The organism is Bacillus sp. 179-C3.3 HS, from assembly GCF_047229225.1.
Lineage (GTDB): Bacteria > Bacillota > Bacilli > Bacillales > Bacillaceae > Bacillus.
Map to the genome: position 1 here is coordinate 12,556 of NZ_JBFEFT010000008.1, position 16,569 is coordinate 29,124.

At 41.2% G+C, this 16,569-nt stretch carries 15 protein-coding genes; 13 read left to right on the forward strand and 2 right to left on the reverse strand.

The window, feature by feature from the left end; all coding sequences use genetic code 11:
• The first annotated feature begins 52 nt into the window (after positions 1-52).
• The 3 genes from AB1K80_RS07150 (at position 53) to AB1K80_RS07160 (ending at position 3,630) form a co-directional block, all read left to right on the forward strand.
• Positions 53-676 (forward strand): helix-hairpin-helix domain-containing protein, encoded by a 624-nt coding sequence (locus AB1K80_RS07150; protein WP_412855928.1) that lies wholly within the window; start codon positions 53-55, stop codon positions 674-676.
• Between the two features lie 64 nt (positions 677-740).
• Positions 741-1,310, forward strand: coding sequence for a ComE operon protein 2 (locus tag AB1K80_RS07155; RefSeq protein WP_412855929.1), 570 nt, complete (start codon positions 741-743; stop codon positions 1,308-1,310).
• The gene (locus tag AB1K80_RS07160; protein ID WP_412856032.1) at positions 1,303-3,630 is read left to right on the forward strand and encodes a DNA internalization-related competence protein ComEC/Rec2; all 2,328 of its coding nucleotides are present in this window, start codon (positions 1,303-1,305) and stop codon (positions 3,628-3,630) included. Before AB1K80_RS07155 ends, AB1K80_RS07160 begins: the two co-directional genes overlap by 8 nt.
• A gap of 38 nt (positions 3,631-3,668) precedes the next feature.
• On the opposite strand, the gene AB1K80_RS07165 is transcribed toward AB1K80_RS07160, so the two are convergent.
• Positions 3,669-3,803, reverse strand: a complete 135-nt coding sequence (locus AB1K80_RS07165; protein ID WP_412855930.1) for a YqzM family protein — start codon at positions 3,801-3,803, stop codon at positions 3,669-3,671.
• A gap of 239 nt (positions 3,804-4,042) precedes the next feature.
• On the opposite strand from AB1K80_RS07165, the gene holA reads away from it, so the two are divergent.
• The gene (holA, locus tag AB1K80_RS07170; RefSeq protein WP_412855931.1) at positions 4,043-5,062 is read left to right on the forward strand and encodes a DNA polymerase III subunit delta; all 1,020 of its coding nucleotides are present in this window, start codon (positions 4,043-4,045) and stop codon (positions 5,060-5,062) included.
• A gap of 132 nt (positions 5,063-5,194) precedes the next feature.
• On the opposite strand, the gene rpsT is transcribed toward holA, so the two are convergent.
• Entirely contained in the window at positions 5,195-5,461 is a 267-nt protein-coding gene (gene rpsT / locus AB1K80_RS07175) for a 30S ribosomal protein S20 (protein ID WP_412855932.1), read from the reverse strand.
• Positions 5,462-5,659: 198 nt separating this feature from the next.
• Between rpsT and gpr the strand changes: the two genes are divergently transcribed.
• The 9 genes from gpr (at position 5,660) to dnaJ (ending at position 16,568) form a co-directional block, all read left to right on the forward strand.
• Positions 5,660-6,775, forward strand: a complete 1,116-nt coding sequence (gpr, locus tag AB1K80_RS07180; protein WP_412855933.1) for a GPR endopeptidase — start codon at positions 5,660-5,662, stop codon at positions 6,773-6,775.
• 66 nt (positions 6,776-6,841) lie between these two features.
• Positions 6,842-8,050: a stage II sporulation protein P gene (spoIIP, locus tag AB1K80_RS07185; protein WP_412855934.1), complete on the forward strand. Its 1,209-nt coding sequence runs from the start codon at positions 6,842-6,844 to the stop codon at positions 8,048-8,050.
• A 13-nt stretch (positions 8,051-8,063) separates the two neighbouring features.
• Positions 8,064-8,396, forward strand: a complete 333-nt coding sequence (locus AB1K80_RS07190; protein ID WP_412855935.1) for a YqxA family protein — start codon at positions 8,064-8,066, stop codon at positions 8,394-8,396.
• A gap of 182 nt (positions 8,397-8,578) precedes the next feature.
• A complete protein-coding gene (gene lepA / locus AB1K80_RS07195) occupies positions 8,579-10,417 on the forward strand; it encodes a translation elongation factor 4 (protein WP_412855936.1) in 1,839 nt (612 codons plus the stop codon).
• Positions 10,418-10,527: 110 nt separating this feature from the next.
• Positions 10,528-11,667, forward strand: coding sequence for a radical SAM family heme chaperone HemW (gene hemW / locus AB1K80_RS07200; RefSeq protein ID WP_412855937.1), 1,140 nt, complete (start codon positions 10,528-10,530; stop codon positions 11,665-11,667).
• 81 nt (positions 11,668-11,748) lie between these two features.
• Positions 11,749-12,780, forward strand: a complete 1,032-nt coding sequence (hrcA, locus tag AB1K80_RS07205; RefSeq protein ID WP_412855938.1) for a heat-inducible transcriptional repressor HrcA — start codon at positions 11,749-11,751, stop codon at positions 12,778-12,780.
• A 65-nt stretch (positions 12,781-12,845) separates the two neighbouring features.
• A complete protein-coding gene (gene grpE / locus AB1K80_RS07210; protein WP_412855939.1) occupies positions 12,846-13,403 on the forward strand; it encodes a nucleotide exchange factor GrpE in 558 nt (185 codons plus the stop codon).
• A gap of 25 nt (positions 13,404-13,428) precedes the next feature.
• Entirely contained in the window at positions 13,429-15,267 is a 1,839-nt protein-coding gene (dnaK, locus tag AB1K80_RS07215) for a molecular chaperone DnaK (protein ID WP_412855940.1), read from the forward strand.
• A 167-nt stretch (positions 15,268-15,434) separates the two neighbouring features.
• A complete protein-coding gene (gene dnaJ / locus AB1K80_RS07220; protein ID WP_412855941.1) occupies positions 15,435-16,568 on the forward strand; it encodes a molecular chaperone DnaJ in 1,134 nt (377 codons plus the stop codon).
• Position 16,569: the final 1 nt, after the last annotated feature.

The following is a 16,569-nucleotide window of genomic DNA, read 5'->3' on the forward strand; positions in this document are numbered from 1 at the left end:
CTAAACAGTATGATTTGGTGGTGGAAAATATGATTGAAAGAAGTGTGCGTAAATGAATCGACTCATTGCATTGAAAAAATACAAACTGTATCTCGTAGCCGGTGTATTCCTTGTGATCATCACCTGTCTATTCTTTTTAATAGGAAAAGGCGAAGAGAAAGCTGAACCCATCGTCGTAAAGGAAATGAAAGAAGTGCCATTAGAAGAAAAAGAGGAGCGTGTAAGTAGTCAATCGACGGCGATTGTCGTAGAGGTCAAAGGAGCTGTCAAAAGACCAGGTGTGTATACATTCCAATCAGACGATCGCATTGAAATGGCAATCAAAAGGGCAGGAGGTTTTACAAGTAAAGCAGATACAATCGAAATCAATCAAGCAGCCAAATTAGAAGACAGTATGATGATTTATGTTCCAAAGCGAGGAGAAGAAGGGAGACCAACCAATTCGTCAACTGCTAGTACTTCACCGAATGATGGTGAGAACCAAGGGGTCAATGTCAATCAAGCCGATGCGGCAGAATTGCAAACGATTAGTGGAATAGGACCAGCTAAAGCGGAAGCCATCATTACCTATAGAGAAGAACATGGTGAATTTCAAACCATAGAAGACTTGCGGAATATATCGGGATTTGGAGAGAAGACCGTCGAACGGCTAAAAGGTCAATTGATCGTCAAGTAAAATTGACGGCATAGAAGGAAGGCATGTACACTTAATAGCATACATCAATTGGAGGGATCAGCTCGTGGAAAGAATTTCGTGGAATCAATATTTTATGGCACAAAGCCATTTGCTTGCGTTACGTAGTACGTGTGAGCGATTAGCTGTTGGGGCGACGATCGTACGGGACAAGCGTATCATTGCAGGAGGGTACAATGGGTCAATTGCCGGAGATGTCCATTGCGCGGATGTTGGTTGTTATGTCATTGATCATCACTGTGTACGTACCATTCATGCAGAAATGAACGCGATTTTACAATGTGCTAAGTTCGGTGCACCTACAGCAAATGCTGAAATCTATGTGACCCACTATCCTTGTTTACAGTGCTGTAAAGCCATTATTCAGGCGGGAATTCAAACAGTATATTATGCGAAGGATTACAAAAACCACCCATACGCCGTTGATTTGTTTGAACAAGCGGGTGTTCAAACGGAACAGGTGGAGTTAGACGAAATGATTATTGACCTTAAAAATCAAGAAAAGTTAGCCTTTGTTGCAGATTTAATTGGCAAGCTAAGTGAATCGGGAGTTCACGAAACGGAGATTCGCGCCATGCACGAAAAGGCAAATCAATTATTTACTTCCTATGTTTAACTATTTGCCGTTTGGGGCAATTTCAGCAGCTGTCGGAATTGCCCTAGCCGCATTTGGTCTTCCTATCTATTTTCTTCTCTTCCTTCTGATTTTTTTCCTTATTAGCCTTTATAAACAAATCCCTCAGCTATTTCTAACTGTTAGTTTGTGTGGATCCATCTATATGTGTATTTTTATGATTCATCAATCTCTGGGCGCATCCCATTCTGTAAAAGACACCTTCTTATCGGGTGTCGTCCAGATTGAGAGTATACCAAAAGTAGACGGCAATCGATTCTCAGCAACTGTCTCTCATGAGAAAGTTCAACTAGCGGCTTTTTATACGATTCAAACCGAAAGTGAAAAAGAAGCGTTGCTCAATGTCGAGCCAGGGATGAGCTGTCAAATGACAGGGGAAATTCGATTACCTAAACAAGCCACCATTCCTAACGGATTTCAATACAAACAGTTTTTAAAAACAAAAGGCATTGATGCGATATTCTTGCTGCAATCCATCACAAGCTGTGTGAAGCAAGATCGCTCCTCACATGTTCTCGAAACAATGAGACAGAAGGGGTTACGATTTTTAGAAGAGCATATTCCAAAAAGTTCAGTTGGAATTGTACAGGCACTCATGTTTGGAGAACGAGAGCTGATTGATCCTGATACACTAAGAGATTATCAAACACTCGGAATTATTCATTTATTAGCGATCTCGGGACTGCATGTTCAAACGTTGTTCGCCTGTTTATTCTGGTGTATGCTCCGTGCCGGTGTCACGAGAGAGACTTCTCGGTTGATTTTACTAGGTTTCCTGCCGGTTTATGCTTGTTTAACAGGTGCTGCGCCATCTGTTTTAAGGGCTTGTCTCATGGCTGGATTATATGTCATCATGACGAGCTTACCAAAAGAAATGAAGCAGCCTTCTGCGGTGGTATTAAGCGTGTCATTTCTTCTGTTACTGATCATTCAGCCGCTGTATATATTTGATATCGGCTTTCAGCTTTCATACGTGGTGACGTTTGTCATCTTATTATCTGCCAACATTTTATCAAAAGCAAAAAGCGCATGGATGCAGTTATTCCTCATTTCTTTTGTTGCACAACTTGCCTCACTTCCTATTCTTTTATATCACTTTCAACAGTATTCTTTACTAAGCGTTCCGCTCAATATGATCTTTGTCCCTTTTTATACAACGATTGTTATGCCTGCGTCATTGCTTAGTTTTATCGCCTCAATCATTTATCTCCCGATTGGTCAGAAGCTTTTCCAACTTCTTGATATCATGATCCAGTTTAGTCATCATGTATCAGCGTTTATGTCTGCTTTTGATGGGTTTCATCTTATATTTATAAAGTCTTCTTGGTGGCACGTAGTGCTCGAAGTGATAGCGATGATATGTTTTCTGTTTGTGCTTGAGTGCAGGAAATCTGTGGCACCTTGGGTGTTAACCATGATCTGTTTGATTAGCGTTTTTGCGTTGCACTACTTTACGCCGAATGTTGACAAACATGGTGAAGTGACGATGCTGGATATAGGGCAGGGCGATAGTTTGTTTATCCAGCTCCCAAATCGAAAGGGTCACATATTAGTGGATACAGGGGGGAGACTGACGTTTGAACAAGAACCGTGGACAAAAAGGCGCAAAGTCTCTACAATCGCTGATCAAACACTAATTCCCTTTCTACATTCAAAAGGCATAAAGAAACTTGATGTGCTCATTCTGACACATGCGGATCAAGATCATGCGGGTGAGGCTGTTCGTTTAATCAAACGAAACAAAGTGAAGCGGCTGGTCGTACCTAAAGGTTTTGTGCGACATTCAGATGATGCACAGATCTTAAAAGAGGCTGTTTCTAAAGGCATTCCAATTGAAGAATTAGAGCGGGGAGATCAGCTCTTGATTGGCGGAGAAACCTTTGATGTGCTTCATCCGGTACCAAATCGGGTGACAAGTAAAAATAATGATTCACTAGTGCTTAGTTTTACGCTTGGCGGTAAACGGTTTGTGTTAACGGGAGACTTAGAACAAGAAGGGGAGCGGGACATTGTTGAAGCATACCCAAATTTGCGTGCAGACGTGCTGAAAGTGGGACACCATGGGAGTAAAGGGTCAACAAGTGATGAGTGGCTCCAGCATTTGAAGCCTGCATATGCGCTCATATCAGCAGGTGAAGGCAATCGGTATCAGCATCCCCATCAGGAAGTGATGGAAAAGTTAAATGAGAAAGGCATACGTGTTTTGCGGACAGATGTGGATGGAAGTATCAGTTACAATTTTATTGAGAGGAGAGGAACCTTTACACAATACCCACCATATGATATCTTACAAAACCAATAAAAAAACTGCCAAACGGCAGTCAGTGACATTCATGAAGTTTAAGATCCAACGAGGTGTATAATAGTTGCCAAAATAAACATTGAGGCGAAAAATCCGAATGTGACAAAAAAACCAACAGCTGAGTCGGTCACATCATTCCGCTTGCTTTGCACATTTTTTTCAAATTCATTCATGTTCATCCCTCCTGGCTAATTTTAGTATACTTGAACTTGATTGTAATTGCTAGAAGGTAAAGTAACCGTTTTCCATTTTATCCATCATTTTATGAACATCGTCTGACCGTGAGCTAACCCGGGAGCTTGCGTCAGACGTTTACTATAAATGAGGAGGCGGCACTTTCAGCTTCCTCTTTACTAATGTCTTCGTACACTTTAGGATGAGAGGAGGAAGTGAAAGAGAGGGATTTAAGCGAATGGTGTTTGATGTATGGAACAACTTGAAAAAAGGGGATATTCATCCCGTTTATTGTGTATATGGAAAAGAAACGTATTTACTCCAAGAAACAGCGACTAAATTAAAACAAGCTGTCGTTGATGAGGAAACGAAGGATTTTAATTATTCCATATTCGATATGGAAGAAGTGCCACTTGAACAGGCCATCACGGATGCAGAAACTTTTCCGTTTATGGGAGAGCGGCGTCTAGTTGTCATCAAGAATCCTTATTTTCTAACTGCTGAAAAGAAAAAAGAAAAAATAGAACATCAGCTTTCTGTTTTAGAGTCTTATTTAGAAAAACCAGCACCTTATACGATTCTTGCGTTACTAGCGCCTTATGAGAAGCTGGATGAGCGAAAGAAAATCACGAAATTGTTAAAAAAGAAAGCGGCGATGGTAGAAGCAAAAGAACTAAACCCGAAAGAAACAACAGATTTTACAGTTACATTGGCAAAGACTGAAGGGAAGGTCATCACAACAGAAGCGGCTGAACAGCTTGTCGTGTTATGCGGTGGAAGTCTATCCGCTATCTTTCAAGAAGTTCGAAAGCTTAGTACATATATTGGGGAACGAGAAAAAATCGAATTATCTGATGTTAATCAACTTGTGGCGCGTAGTTTAGAACAGAACATTTTTGAACTCATCAATCAAATTGTCAATAGACGCCGCTCAGAGGCCATGCAAACGTTTTATGACCTGCTGAAACAAAATGAAGAACCAATCAAAATATTGGCGCTCATTTCAAATCAATTTCGCCTCATTTTACAAACGAAATATTTCGCCCAGCAAGGCTATGGTCAAAAACAAATTGCGTCAAATTTAAAGGTTCATCCATTTCGGGTGAAGCTGGCAATGGATCAAGCGCGTCTGTTTTCAGAAGAGGAGCTAAAACAAATTGTCAAAGAGCTCTCAACCATTGATTATGAAATGAAAACTGGTAAAAAGGACAAACAACTATTATTAGAACTGTTCCTGCTCCGTTTGTTGGGGGCATGACACAAAAAAACGACCTTCTATCAAGAGGGTCGTTTTGTGTACATGTATAATTGCCAGTCTGTCCATAAGGCAGTGCCGGTCTGGACGGACGTACAGTTAAACAGGTGCCTCATGATTGAGGCGTTGCAATCATTATGCAGAAACTCCGTTAACTTGTTTCGCAAGTCTTGACTTGTAACGCGCACCTGCGTTTTTGTGTACAAGACCAGTTTTAACGGCTTTGTCAATGCGTTTTGTAGCAGAAGCAAGAGCAGCTTTAGCTTGCTCAGCATCGTTGTTAGCTACAGAAACTTCAACTTGTTTAATCGCAGTACGCATCGCAGACTTGATTGTTACGTTGTGTGCACGGCGTTCGTTATTCGTTTTTGTACGTTTGATCGCTGATTTAATATTTGGCATGTGTTTCACCTCCTAAGATACAACCTAAACACAATTGTCTTAAGGTTAAATCTTCACAATAGAACAAGTTGTATTCTATCAAACACACCTTTAGATTGCAATATAAATGTAAAGTATTTTTCATTGATGAAGGGCTGGAATGTTTCTGTCGAGAGATGGAAAGACTACTGTTAATGACGTGGTGGAAGGAGCCTTTCGATGAAGAAAGAAGAACTTGATTTAAGTGCATATCAAATCAGAACGGACTTGGCAGTTGAAACAAAAGAGATACTAGAACAAGAGAACGATCCTAATGTTGTAAAAGAGGACGGTATTCAAGGAATTATCGAGAAAGAAAAGGAAGAACACGGCATCCGCATCCGAGCTGTAGAGATTACGAAAGAAGGACAAGAGCTGACTGGTAAAAAAGCGGGTACATACCTCACATTTGAAGCGCAGGGTATCAGAGAGAAAGACTCTGAGATGCAAGAAAAGGTAGTGGAGGTCTTTGCTCGTCATTTTGCACAATTTTTAAAAGAGCAAGGAATTCAAGAGGATGCCAGCTGCCTTGTGGTGGGGCTTGGCAACTGGAATGTGACGCCGGATGCACTCGGCCCTCTTACGGTTGAAAATCTACTTGTAACCCGGCACCTGTTTGAATTGCAACCCGAAAGTGTACAGGAAGGCTATCGCCCCGTTTCTTCAATTTCTCCAGGTGTGATGGGGCTGACTGGTATTGAAACGAGTGACATTATACAAGGTGTCATTGAACGATCTCAACCAGATTTTGTGATCGCAATTGATGCGCTTGCTGCTCGTGCAGTTGAGCGAGTGAACACAACGATTCAAATCTCTGATACTGGTATTCATCCGGGATCAGGTGTAGGGAATAAACGGAAAGAATTGAGCAAGGACACGTTAGGTATACCTGTGATTGCGATTGGTGTGCCGACAGTTGTTGATGCAGTGACAATTGCGAGTGACACCATTGATTATGTGTTGAAGCATTTTGGACGAGAACTGAAGGATGATAGACCCTCTCGCTCACTTGTCCCTGCTGGCCTTACATTCGGGAAGAAAAAAGTCCTGAAGGAAGAAGATTTACCGGATGAAGAAACACGCCAATCCTTCTTAGGGATAGTCGGTACATTACCTGAAGAAGAAAAAAGGCAGTTGATCCATGAAGTGCTTGCCCCGTTAGGTCATAATCTCATGGTGACGCCAAAAGAAGTGGATACATTCATAGATGATATGGCAAACGTTTTAGCGAATGGATTAAATACAGCGCTCCATCAAAAAATCTCGCAAGATAACATGGGTTCTTATAACCATTAATCGGTTCTACTTTCTCTAGCTCTTTCATAGTGTAATTACTAGAAAGTTTGCTGGAGGGAGTAAATGATGAAAAAGAGACCCCGCCGTCCTCGACAGTTGGTTGTTGCGATTAATGGAACCAAAGTAGTCAAAAGTATTTTCTTGTTTATTGCTGCCCTTGTTGTGATGTTTGTCATGTCAGGGGCTTTGACATCATTAAAGCCAGAACTAAGACCTCAAGCATCGTTATATGGTGTGGCAGATGAATTGTCTGGTGCATTCTTTGCCACGCTGATGGGGATGGAGAATCAATATTTCGCCTCGGCTGTTCCGAAAGATCAAAAAGGCATTCATTTGTCGGGTCTATCCCTGAAACTTGCAACAAGTATCAATCTAGAGGACCCACGTAGCTTTCTCGGGAGAGAGTTACCAGGATTTGAACATTTCGATACAAAAATCATTTTAGCTGGTGAAGGAACAGACTATACCAACATGCCAATGGAATCGCCTCCACCAAGTGAAGTCATCAAGGATGAAAAAGAGGCAAACCTAGCAGAACTGGACAAGCTCAATGAGGATGTGCAGAAGAAGCCAACGAAAGAGCCGAATCAATCGACAGGAAAACGGAAAGCCGTTTACATTTATCACACACATAATACGGAATCATATTTGCCATTTTTAAAAGGTGAAACCAATCCAAACAATGCGAGGCACTCGAAAGTCAACGTGACCCTTGTTGGTGAAATGTTTGGAAAAGCGCTTGAACAGCAAGGCATTGGCAATACCGTGGACAAAACGGAAATTGAGAAAAGACTGTTGCAAAAAGGGTTGAAATATCCACAGTCCTACAATGAATCAAGAACGGTCGTAAAAGAAGCCATGGCACAAAATGACGATCTAGCATATTTCATCGATATTCACCGAGATTCACGAAGAAAGAAACATACGACCGTTGATATCAAAGGGAAAAAATATGCGAGAATTGCGTTTGTTGTAGGCAAAAAGAATCCAAACTATGAAAAGAATTTAAAGCTGGCAACCGCCTTTCACCATATGATGGAGAAGAAGTATAAAGGACTCAGTATCGGTGTGTTTGCCAAGGGGGAAATCGGCGATAATGGCATCTATAATCAAGATTTATCTGATAAAGCCCTCCTATTAGAATTTGGCGGAGTAGATAACAACATGGAAGAATTAAAAAATGCATCCAATGCGGCGGCTGATGTGTTCAGTGATATTTTCTGGGACGCAGAAAAGGTGGATGGTGGAGCAAAGGGTGAGAAAAAACGTTCTTAAGGTGGTGACAGACATGGGCTCATTTATCGGAAAAACCATTTTATTAGGTTTGGTTCTGTTTTTCGGCGTCCTACTTGGGATGCAGCAAGCCAACAATGGGATGCTGCAAATGAAGGGGTATCATGATCCGCAACTGAAAGGAGCTTTCTCCATACAAGTCAACGATGATCAAGAACGGGAAGCATCCATCTTAGGTACAGCCGTCACAGAAAAGGACCTAGCTGAAAAACAAAAGCAGCTTGAAGACATGGAAAGTTTTAATGCTTTCTCTAAAGCTGGTCAAGCCCTTTCTGATGGGATCACGAATACAGCACGTTCCATATATGACTGGGTGAATGGGAAATAAAAAACGGATATTCTAAGGGATTTATCATTGATTTCAACACATGACTTTCAATGGGAGAAAGCCCTTTTCATAAAAGCCGCTAACTGACGAGCGGCTCTTCTTGTTTTCGATTGAATCTTTACAGTCCTATTGATATAATCTAACCTAGCGCAACCCGCGTTTTATAGTAGGAGTGATAGATTGTGACAGATAAAGAAAAACGATTAGAACGGCAATCAAGAATTCGTAATTTCTCTATTATCGCCCATATTGACCATGGAAAATCCACATTAGCGGACCGTATTTTGGAAAAAACCTCGTCAATTACACAACGAGAAATGAAAGAACAATTACTTGATTCTATGGACTTAGAGCGTGAACGCGGTATCACGATTAAATTAAACTCTGTCCAACTGAAATATAAGGCAAGGGATGGAGAAGAATATATTATGCACCTGATTGATACACCAGGGCATGTCGACTTCACCTATGAAGTATCCCGGAGCCTAGCAGCTTGTGAAGGTGCGATTCTTGTTGTAGATGCAGCACAAGGAATTGAAGCGCAGACACTTGCAAACGTGTATCTAGCTCTTGATAACAATTTAGAAATTCTACCGATTATCAATAAAATTGATTTACCAAGTGCAGAACCTGAGCGTGTTAGAGGAGAAATTGAAGATGTGATCGGTTTGGATGCATCTGAAGCTGTACTGACCTCTGCGAAGGCAGGAATTGGGATAGAGGATATTTTAGAGCAAATTGTCGAAAAGGTGCCAGCACCAGCAGGAGACCCAGAAGCACCTCTAAAAGCACTCATTTTCGATTCCCTCTACGATGCGTATCGAGGCGTTATCGCTTATATAAGAATTGTAGAAGGAACCGTAAAGCCTGGTCAGAAAATCAAAATGATGGCAACAGGTAAAGAGTTTGAAGTGTTAGAAGTTGGTGTATTCACACCAAAAGCCACACCAACAGACGAACTGACGGTTGGAGATGTTGGTTACTTAACAGCTGCGATCAAGAATGTAGGAGACACGCGTGTTGGGGACACGATTACAAATGCGAAGAACCCAGCACAAGAAGCACTGCCAGGATACAGAAAGCTTAATCCGATGGTGTATTGTGGACTTTATCCAATTGATACAGCCAAGTATAACGACTTACGTGAAGCATTAGAAAAGCTTGAATTAAATGACTCGTCGCTTCAATATGAGGCAGAGACATCTCAAGCACTCGGATTTGGTTTCAGATGTGGCTTCCTTGGAATGCTTCATATGGAAATCATTCAAGAACGAATCGAACGTGAATTTAAAATCGATCTCATTACAACTGCTCCAAGTGTTATCTATGATGTGTATATGACAGACGGCGAAAAAATCATAGTCGATAACCCGTCCAATCTGCCTGATCCGCAAAAAATTGAGCAGATTGAAGAACCTTATGTCAAAGCAACCATGATGGTGCCAAACGACTATGTAGGTTCTGTCATGGAGCTTTGCCAAGGAAAACGTGGTCATTTCATTGACATGCAATACCTTGATGCCAACAGGGTAAGTATCGTATACGAAATCCCATTGGCTGAGATTGTATACGAATTCTTTGATCAACTAAAATCGAATACAAAAGGGTATGCTTCCTTTGATTACGAGCTGATTGGCTATCGCCCGTCCACTCTTGTCAAAATGGATATCATGCTGAATGGTGAGAAGATCGATGCCCTATCCTTTATTGTACACCGTGATTATGCATATGAACGAGGCAAGATCATCGTAGATAAGCTAAAAGAACTTATACCGCGTCAGCACTTTGAAGTGCCTATACAAGCGGCGATTGGTCAAAAAATTGTGGCTCGTTCTACCATTAAAGCCATGCGTAAAAACGTACTTGCAAAATGTTATGGTGGGGATATTTCCCGGAAAAGAAAGCTTCTTGAGAAGCAAAAAGAAGGGAAAAAGCGCATGAAGCAAGTGGGATCTGTTGAGGTTCCACAAGAAGCCTTCATGGCCGTTCTGAAAATGGACGATACTACACCGAAAAAATAACCCACAGGCAACCTGCTTTACAATGCCTGCCTTGACGTTTATAGTCAAAACAAACGAAAGTGCCGCAGCGATAAACTGCGGCTCTTTATCTGTAAAGAAGGTGTCATCAAATGAAAGCAGCATACATTCACATACCGTTTTGTGAGCATATATGTCACTATTGTGATTTTAATAAATTTTTCATCAAAACCCAGCCAGTTGATGAATACTTAGTCGCTCTTGAAAAAGAGATGCAGAACACGATTGTGCAAAAAGGCGAACAAGAATTAAAGACCATTTTTATTGGTGGAGGAACTCCGACATCATTAACTGTCAGTCAGCTAGATCAGCTCATGAACAGCATTCATCGTGTATTAAAGCCAACGAGTAACCTTGTTGAATTTGCAGTCGAAGCCAACCCGGACGAACTGTCACTTGAGAAACTGCATGTGCTGAAATCGGCTGGCGTAAATCGTCTGAGCTTCGGTGTTCAAACATTTGAAGATGATTTGCTCAAAAAAATTGGCCGTGTTCATCAAAAGAAAGATGTACTCACATCTTTTGAACGAGCAAGAGCGGTAGGTTTTGATAACATCAGCCTTGACCTCATGTTCGGTTTGCCACATCAAGAAAAACATCATGTGATGCGTTCGCTTGAGACGGCTTTTTCATTAGATGCAGAGCATTATTCTGTCTATTCGCTCATTGTTGAGCCGAAAACCGTCTTTTATAATTTGATGCAAAAAGGCAAACTCCATTTACCGCCTCAAGAACGTGAGGCTGAGATGTACGAGCTCATCATGGATGAAATGGAACGTCACGGGTTAAAGCAATATGAAATAAGTAATTACGCCAAGCCTGGATTCGAAAGCGTGCACAACCTCACATACTGGAGTAATGAAGATTACTTTGGTTTTGGTGCAGGGGCGCATGGCTATGTAGATGGCATCCGAAACGTCAACGCAGGACCAGTGAAACATTATTTGGAGCTGATTGAACAAACAGGGTTCCCTTATAAGGAAACACATCAGGTCACAAAGACTGAACGAATAGAAGAAGAAATGTTTTTAGGTCTTCGGAAAATCGCAGGTGTGAACAAAGCTCATTTCCACACAAAATTTGGAACCACACCTGAAACACTGTTTTCGACTGTTTTAGAAGACTTAGTAGGAAAAGGTCTTATTACAGAAGATGATCAAGCGATTCGATTAACAAGAAAAGGGAAATTGCTGGGAAATGAAGTATTTCAAGCGTTTCTTGGTGAGTTATAATTGACATTTTAATTTGAGTTTGGTAATTTTGTTTATACAATTAGCACTCGTTGAAAGAGAGTGCTAACAGGGGTGATGATGATGTTAACAAATCGTCAGCTTTTGATTCTGCAAGTCATCATTAATGACTTTATTCGTTCGGCGCAGCCAGTTGGATCAAGGACTCTGTCTAAAAAAGAAGACATTACATTCAGCTCTGCGACGATTAGAAACGAAATGGCTGATTTGGAGGAACTCGGTTTTATCGAAAAAACCCATTCTTCATCAGGAAGAATTCCTTCAGAAAAAGGATATCGTTATTATGTAGATCATTTGCTTTCTCCGCGAAAATTGTCGTCAAAAGAGCTTGTACTGATTCAGTCAGCTTTTCAGGAGAAAATTTTTGAGCTGGAAAAAACAGTTCAAAAATCGGCGGAAATTTTATCAGATCTCACAAACTATACGTCGATTGTACTTGGACCAAAGTTAAGTGAAAATCGATTAAAACAAATTCAACTTGTCCCAGTTCAACCAAACAAGGCAGTAGCGATTATGATTACGGACAGCGGACATGTTGAAAACAAAACGATCACTTTCTCTGAGCATCTTGATGTCTCTGATATTGAGAAATTGATGAATATTTTAAACAGCCGTCTTGTTGGGGTTCCGATGGATCAGCTAAAAGACAGGATGTATAAAGAAGTCGTCATGCTGCTTCGTACGCATTTAAACGATTATGATCATATCGTAAATGCACTTAGCAACACATTCACATCGACTCAAAATGAATCAAAACTTTTCTTTGGCGGGAAAATGAATATGTTGAACCAGCCGGAGTTTCATGACATTGATCGCATTCGTTCACTGATGATGCTGATCGAGCAAAAGAATGATGTCATGCAGCTGTTTCATCCAAATCAGCAAGGAATCACCATTAAAATCGGTTCAGAAAACAATTTGGAAGCGATGGAGAATTGCAGCTTAATTACAGCGACCTATTCAATTGATCAAAAATCTCTTGGCTCCATTGCGATCATCGGTCCAACCCGCATGGATTATGAGCGAGTCGTCAGTCTTTTACATCATGTATCAAAAGACTTGTCAAACGCACTTTCCAATTTGTATGATGAGTAAGGTGATAAACATTGAGGGGGCATAGCCCCTTTGTATTTCTTAATCTTTTGAGGGAGGTGAACACAATGTCAGAAGAAAAACAAACACCTGAGCAAGAAATAGAGGTTGAAGCACAAGAAGAAGTAGTTCAAGCAGAAACTGAAGAAGTGAAGCATGATGAACAGACTGCCTTCCAAGAGAAAGTAGATGAATTGCAGCAACTTCTAGATGAAAAAGAAAACAAAATTTTGCGTGTTCAAGCAGATTTTGAAAACTATAAACGACGTGCTCGCACTGAAGTAGAAACGGTACAAAAATATCGTTCTCAACATGTTGTCAGCAATCTTCTTCCAGCTCTTGATAACTTTGAAAGAGCACTTGGGATTGATCCAGACAATGATCAGGCGAAAAGCTTGTTAGAAGGAGTGCAAATGGTTTACCGCCAGCTCATAGAAGCCTTGAAAGATGAAGGCGTTGAACAAATTGAAGCTGTCGGCAAAGAGTTCGATCCAACCCTTCACCAAGCGGTCATGCAAGTTGAAGATGAAAACTATGATTCAAATATTGTAGTAGAAGAATTACAAAAGGGCTACAAACTCAAAGATCGAGTTATTCGTCCATCAATGGTAAAAGTAAATCAATAACTACATAATGGGAGGTCATTTGAATATGAGTAAAATCATTGGAATTGACTTAGGAACAACAAACTCATGTGTTGCAGTACTTGAAGGCGGAGAGCCTAAAGTCATTGCGAACGCTGAAGGAGCACGTACAACACCATCTGTTGTCGCTTTTAAAAATGGCGAACGCCAAGTAGGTGAAGTGGCAAAACGTCAATCAATCACTAACCCGAACACAATCATGTCTGTTAAGAGACATATGGGTACTGATTATAAAGTAGAAGTTGAAGGTAAGAACTACACACCACAAGAAATTTCAGCAATTATCCTTCAACACCTTAAATCTTACGCAGAAGGCTATCTTGGCGAAGAAGTAACAAAAGCTGTTATCACAGTTCCTGCATACTTTAACGATGCAGAGCGCCAAGCAACAAAAGACGCTGGTAAAATTGCAGGTCTTGAAGTAGAGCGTATCATTAACGAACCAACTGCAGCTGCGCTTGCATATGGATTAGACAAAACAGAAGAAGATCAAACCATTCTTGTGTATGACCTTGGTGGTGGTACATTTGACGTTTCGATCCTTGAGCTTGGAGATGGCGTATTTGAAGTTCGTTCAACTGCTGGAGACAACCGTCTAGGCGGAGACGACTTTGACCAAGTCATCATTGACCATCTTGTGGCTGAGTTCAAAAGAGAGAACGGCATTGATCTTTCTAAAGATAAAATGGCTGTTCAGCGCTTAAAAGATGCAGCTGAAAAAGCGAAAAAAGATCTTTCTGGTGTGTCATCTACACAGATCTCACTACCATTTATCACAGCTGGAGAAGCAGGTCCGCTTCACCTTGAGTTAACGCTAACTCGTGCTAAGTTTGAAGAGCTTTCTTCTGATCTAGTAGAGCGCACAATGATCCCTGTTCGTCAATCACTACAAGATGCTGGTTTATCTGCTAGCGAGATTGATAAAGTCATCCTTGTTGGTGGATCAACCCGTATTCCTGCTGTACAAGAAGCGATTAAAAAAGAAACTGGAAAAGAGCCTCATAAAGGCGTGAACCCAGATGAAGTTGTTGCATTAGGAGCTGCTATCCAAGGTGGCGTCATCACAGGAGATGTCAAAGACGTTGTTCTTCTTGACGTAACACCACTTTCTTTAGGAATTGAAACAATGGGCGGCGTATTTACAAAGCTGATTGAACGTAATACAACGATTCCAACAAGTAAGTCTCAAGTTTTCTCAACAGCTGCTGATAACCAAACAGCTGTAGACATCCACGTGCTTCAAGGTGAACGTCCAATGGCAGCAGATAACAAAACATTAGGTCGTTTCCAATTAACAGATATCCCACCAGCACCACGCGGTGTACCACAAATCGAAGTTTCGTTTGATATCGACAAAAACGGTATTGTAAACGTGCGTGCGAAAGATATGGGTACTGGAAAAGAACAAAACATTACCATCAAATCTTCTTCAGGCCTTTCTGATGATGAGATCGAAAAAATGGTCAAAGAAGCAGAAGAAAATGCTGAAGCTGATGCAAAGAAAAAAGAAGAAATCGAAGTACGCAATGAAGCAGATCAATTAGTGTTTACAACAGAAAAAACATTAAAAGATCTAGAAGGCAAGATTGATGAAGAACAAGTCAAAAAAGCAAATGATGCAAAAGATGCATTAAAAGCTGCGATCGAAAAAGGCGAGTTTGAAGACATCAAAGCGAAGAAAGATGAGCTACAAACAATCGTTCAAGAATTAACGACAAAGCTATATGAAGAAGCTGCAAAACAAGCACAAGCTCAGCAAGAAGGCGCTGAAGGTGCACAAAAAGCAGATGACAATGTAGTGGATGCAGAATACGAAGAAGTAAACGACGATCAAGAGAAAAAATAATCACCTTTACTTTTGAAAAAAGACTGCTGAAACGTACTCGTCAGAAAGTCAAAGTCAGGATCTCTTGGCTTTGACTTTTTTTCTTTCCAACGATGAAAAGGAATTGAAAAAGGCTTAATCAAAATGATACAATCGTATTTATGTGAGAAAATCGGGAGTGTGAAGAGATGAGTAAGCGTGATTACTATGAAGTGCTTGGCGTGGGTAAGAGCGCCTCAAAGGAAGAAATCAAAAAGGCATACCGCAAGCTTTCAAAAAAGTATCACCCTGATATAAATAAAGAAGCTGGGTCGGATGAGAAATTCAAAGAAGTAAAAGAAGCTTATGAAACCCTTTCTGACGAACAAAAGCGTTCCCATTATGATCAGTTTGGTCATACTGATCCAAATCAAGGATTTGGTGGTGGCGGCTTTGGTGGCGGAGGAGATTTTGGTGGCTTCGGCGGCTTTGATGATATCTTCTCTAGTATTTTTGGTGGCGGAGCGAGAAGAAGAGATCCGAATGCACCACGTCAAGGAGCGGACCTTCAGTACACCATGACCCTTTCATTTGAAGAAGCGGCATTTGGTAAAGAAGCGACGATCGAAATCCCTCGGGAAGAATCATGTGATACATGTAAAGGATCAGGGGCAAAACCTGGTACGCAGGCAAAGACATGTTCACATTGCGGCGGATCTGGTCAATTAAACGTGGAACAATCCACACCATTTGGTAAGGTAGTTAACCGCAGAGTGTGTAACTACTGTAGCGGAACTGGAAAACAAATTGAACACAAATGTTCAACTTGCGGTGGATCTGGTAAAGTGCGTAAACGCAAGAAGATCAACGTTACAATTCCGGCAGGTGTCGATGATGGTCAGCAGCTTAGAGTATCTGGTCAAGGCGAGCCAGGCGTAAACGGCGGACCTCCAGGGGATCTATTTGTTGTCTTCCACGTGCGTGAACACGAATTCTTCGAACGTGATGGCGATGACATCTACTGTGAAATGCCACTGACCTTTGCACAGGCTGCACTTGGTGATGAGATTGAAGTCCCAACATTACACGGGAAAGTGAAAGTGAAAGTTCCAGCAGGTACGCAAACAGGAACGAAATTTAGATTAAAAGGAAAAGGTGTTAAGAATGTACGCGGCTACGGTCAAGGCGATCAACATATCGTTGTACGCGTCGTAACACCGACGAATTTAACGGAAAATCAAAAAGAGATCATCAGAAAATTTGCTGAAGTGAGCGGAAACAAACCGGACGAACAAGAAGAGAGCTTTTTCGATAAGGTGAAACGCGCATTTAAAGGCGAGTAAG

Excerpts from the sequence above, each read along its gene's own strand:
- AB1K80_RS07150 (WP_412855928.1), top strand. The coding sequence starts at position 53 with ATGAATCGACTCATTGCATTGAAAAAATACAAACTGTATCTCGTAGCC.
- AB1K80_RS07160 (WP_412856032.1), top strand. The coding sequence starts at position 1,303 with ATGTTTAACTATTTGCCGTTTGGGGCAATTTCAGCAGCTGTCGGAATT.
- AB1K80_RS07165 (WP_412855930.1), bottom strand. The coding sequence starts at position 3,803 with ATGAATGAATTTGAAAAAAATGTGCAAAGCAAGCGGAATGATGTGACC.
- holA (WP_412855931.1), top strand. The coding sequence starts at position 4,043 with ATGGTGTTTGATGTATGGAACAACTTGAAAAAAGGGGATATTCATCCC.
- rpsT (WP_412855932.1), bottom strand. The coding sequence starts at position 5,461 with ATGCCAAATATTAAATCAGCGATCAAACGTACAAAAACGAATAACGAA.
- gpr (WP_412855933.1), top strand. The coding sequence starts at position 5,660 with ATGAAGAAAGAAGAACTTGATTTAAGTGCATATCAAATCAGAACGGAC.
- spoIIP (WP_412855934.1), top strand. The coding sequence starts at position 6,842 with ATGAAAAAGAGACCCCGCCGTCCTCGACAGTTGGTTGTTGCGATTAAT.
- AB1K80_RS07190 (WP_412855935.1), top strand. The coding sequence starts at position 8,064 with ATGGGCTCATTTATCGGAAAAACCATTTTATTAGGTTTGGTTCTGTTT.
- hemW (WP_412855937.1), top strand. The coding sequence starts at position 10,528 with ATGAAAGCAGCATACATTCACATACCGTTTTGTGAGCATATATGTCAC.
- hrcA (WP_412855938.1), top strand. The coding sequence starts at position 11,749 with ATGTTAACAAATCGTCAGCTTTTGATTCTGCAAGTCATCATTAATGAC.
- grpE (WP_412855939.1), top strand. The coding sequence starts at position 12,846 with ATGTCAGAAGAAAAACAAACACCTGAGCAAGAAATAGAGGTTGAAGCA.
- dnaK (WP_412855940.1), top strand. The coding sequence starts at position 13,429 with ATGAGTAAAATCATTGGAATTGACTTAGGAACAACAAACTCATGTGTT.
- dnaJ (WP_412855941.1), top strand. The coding sequence starts at position 15,435 with ATGAGTAAGCGTGATTACTATGAAGTGCTTGGCGTGGGTAAGAGCGCC.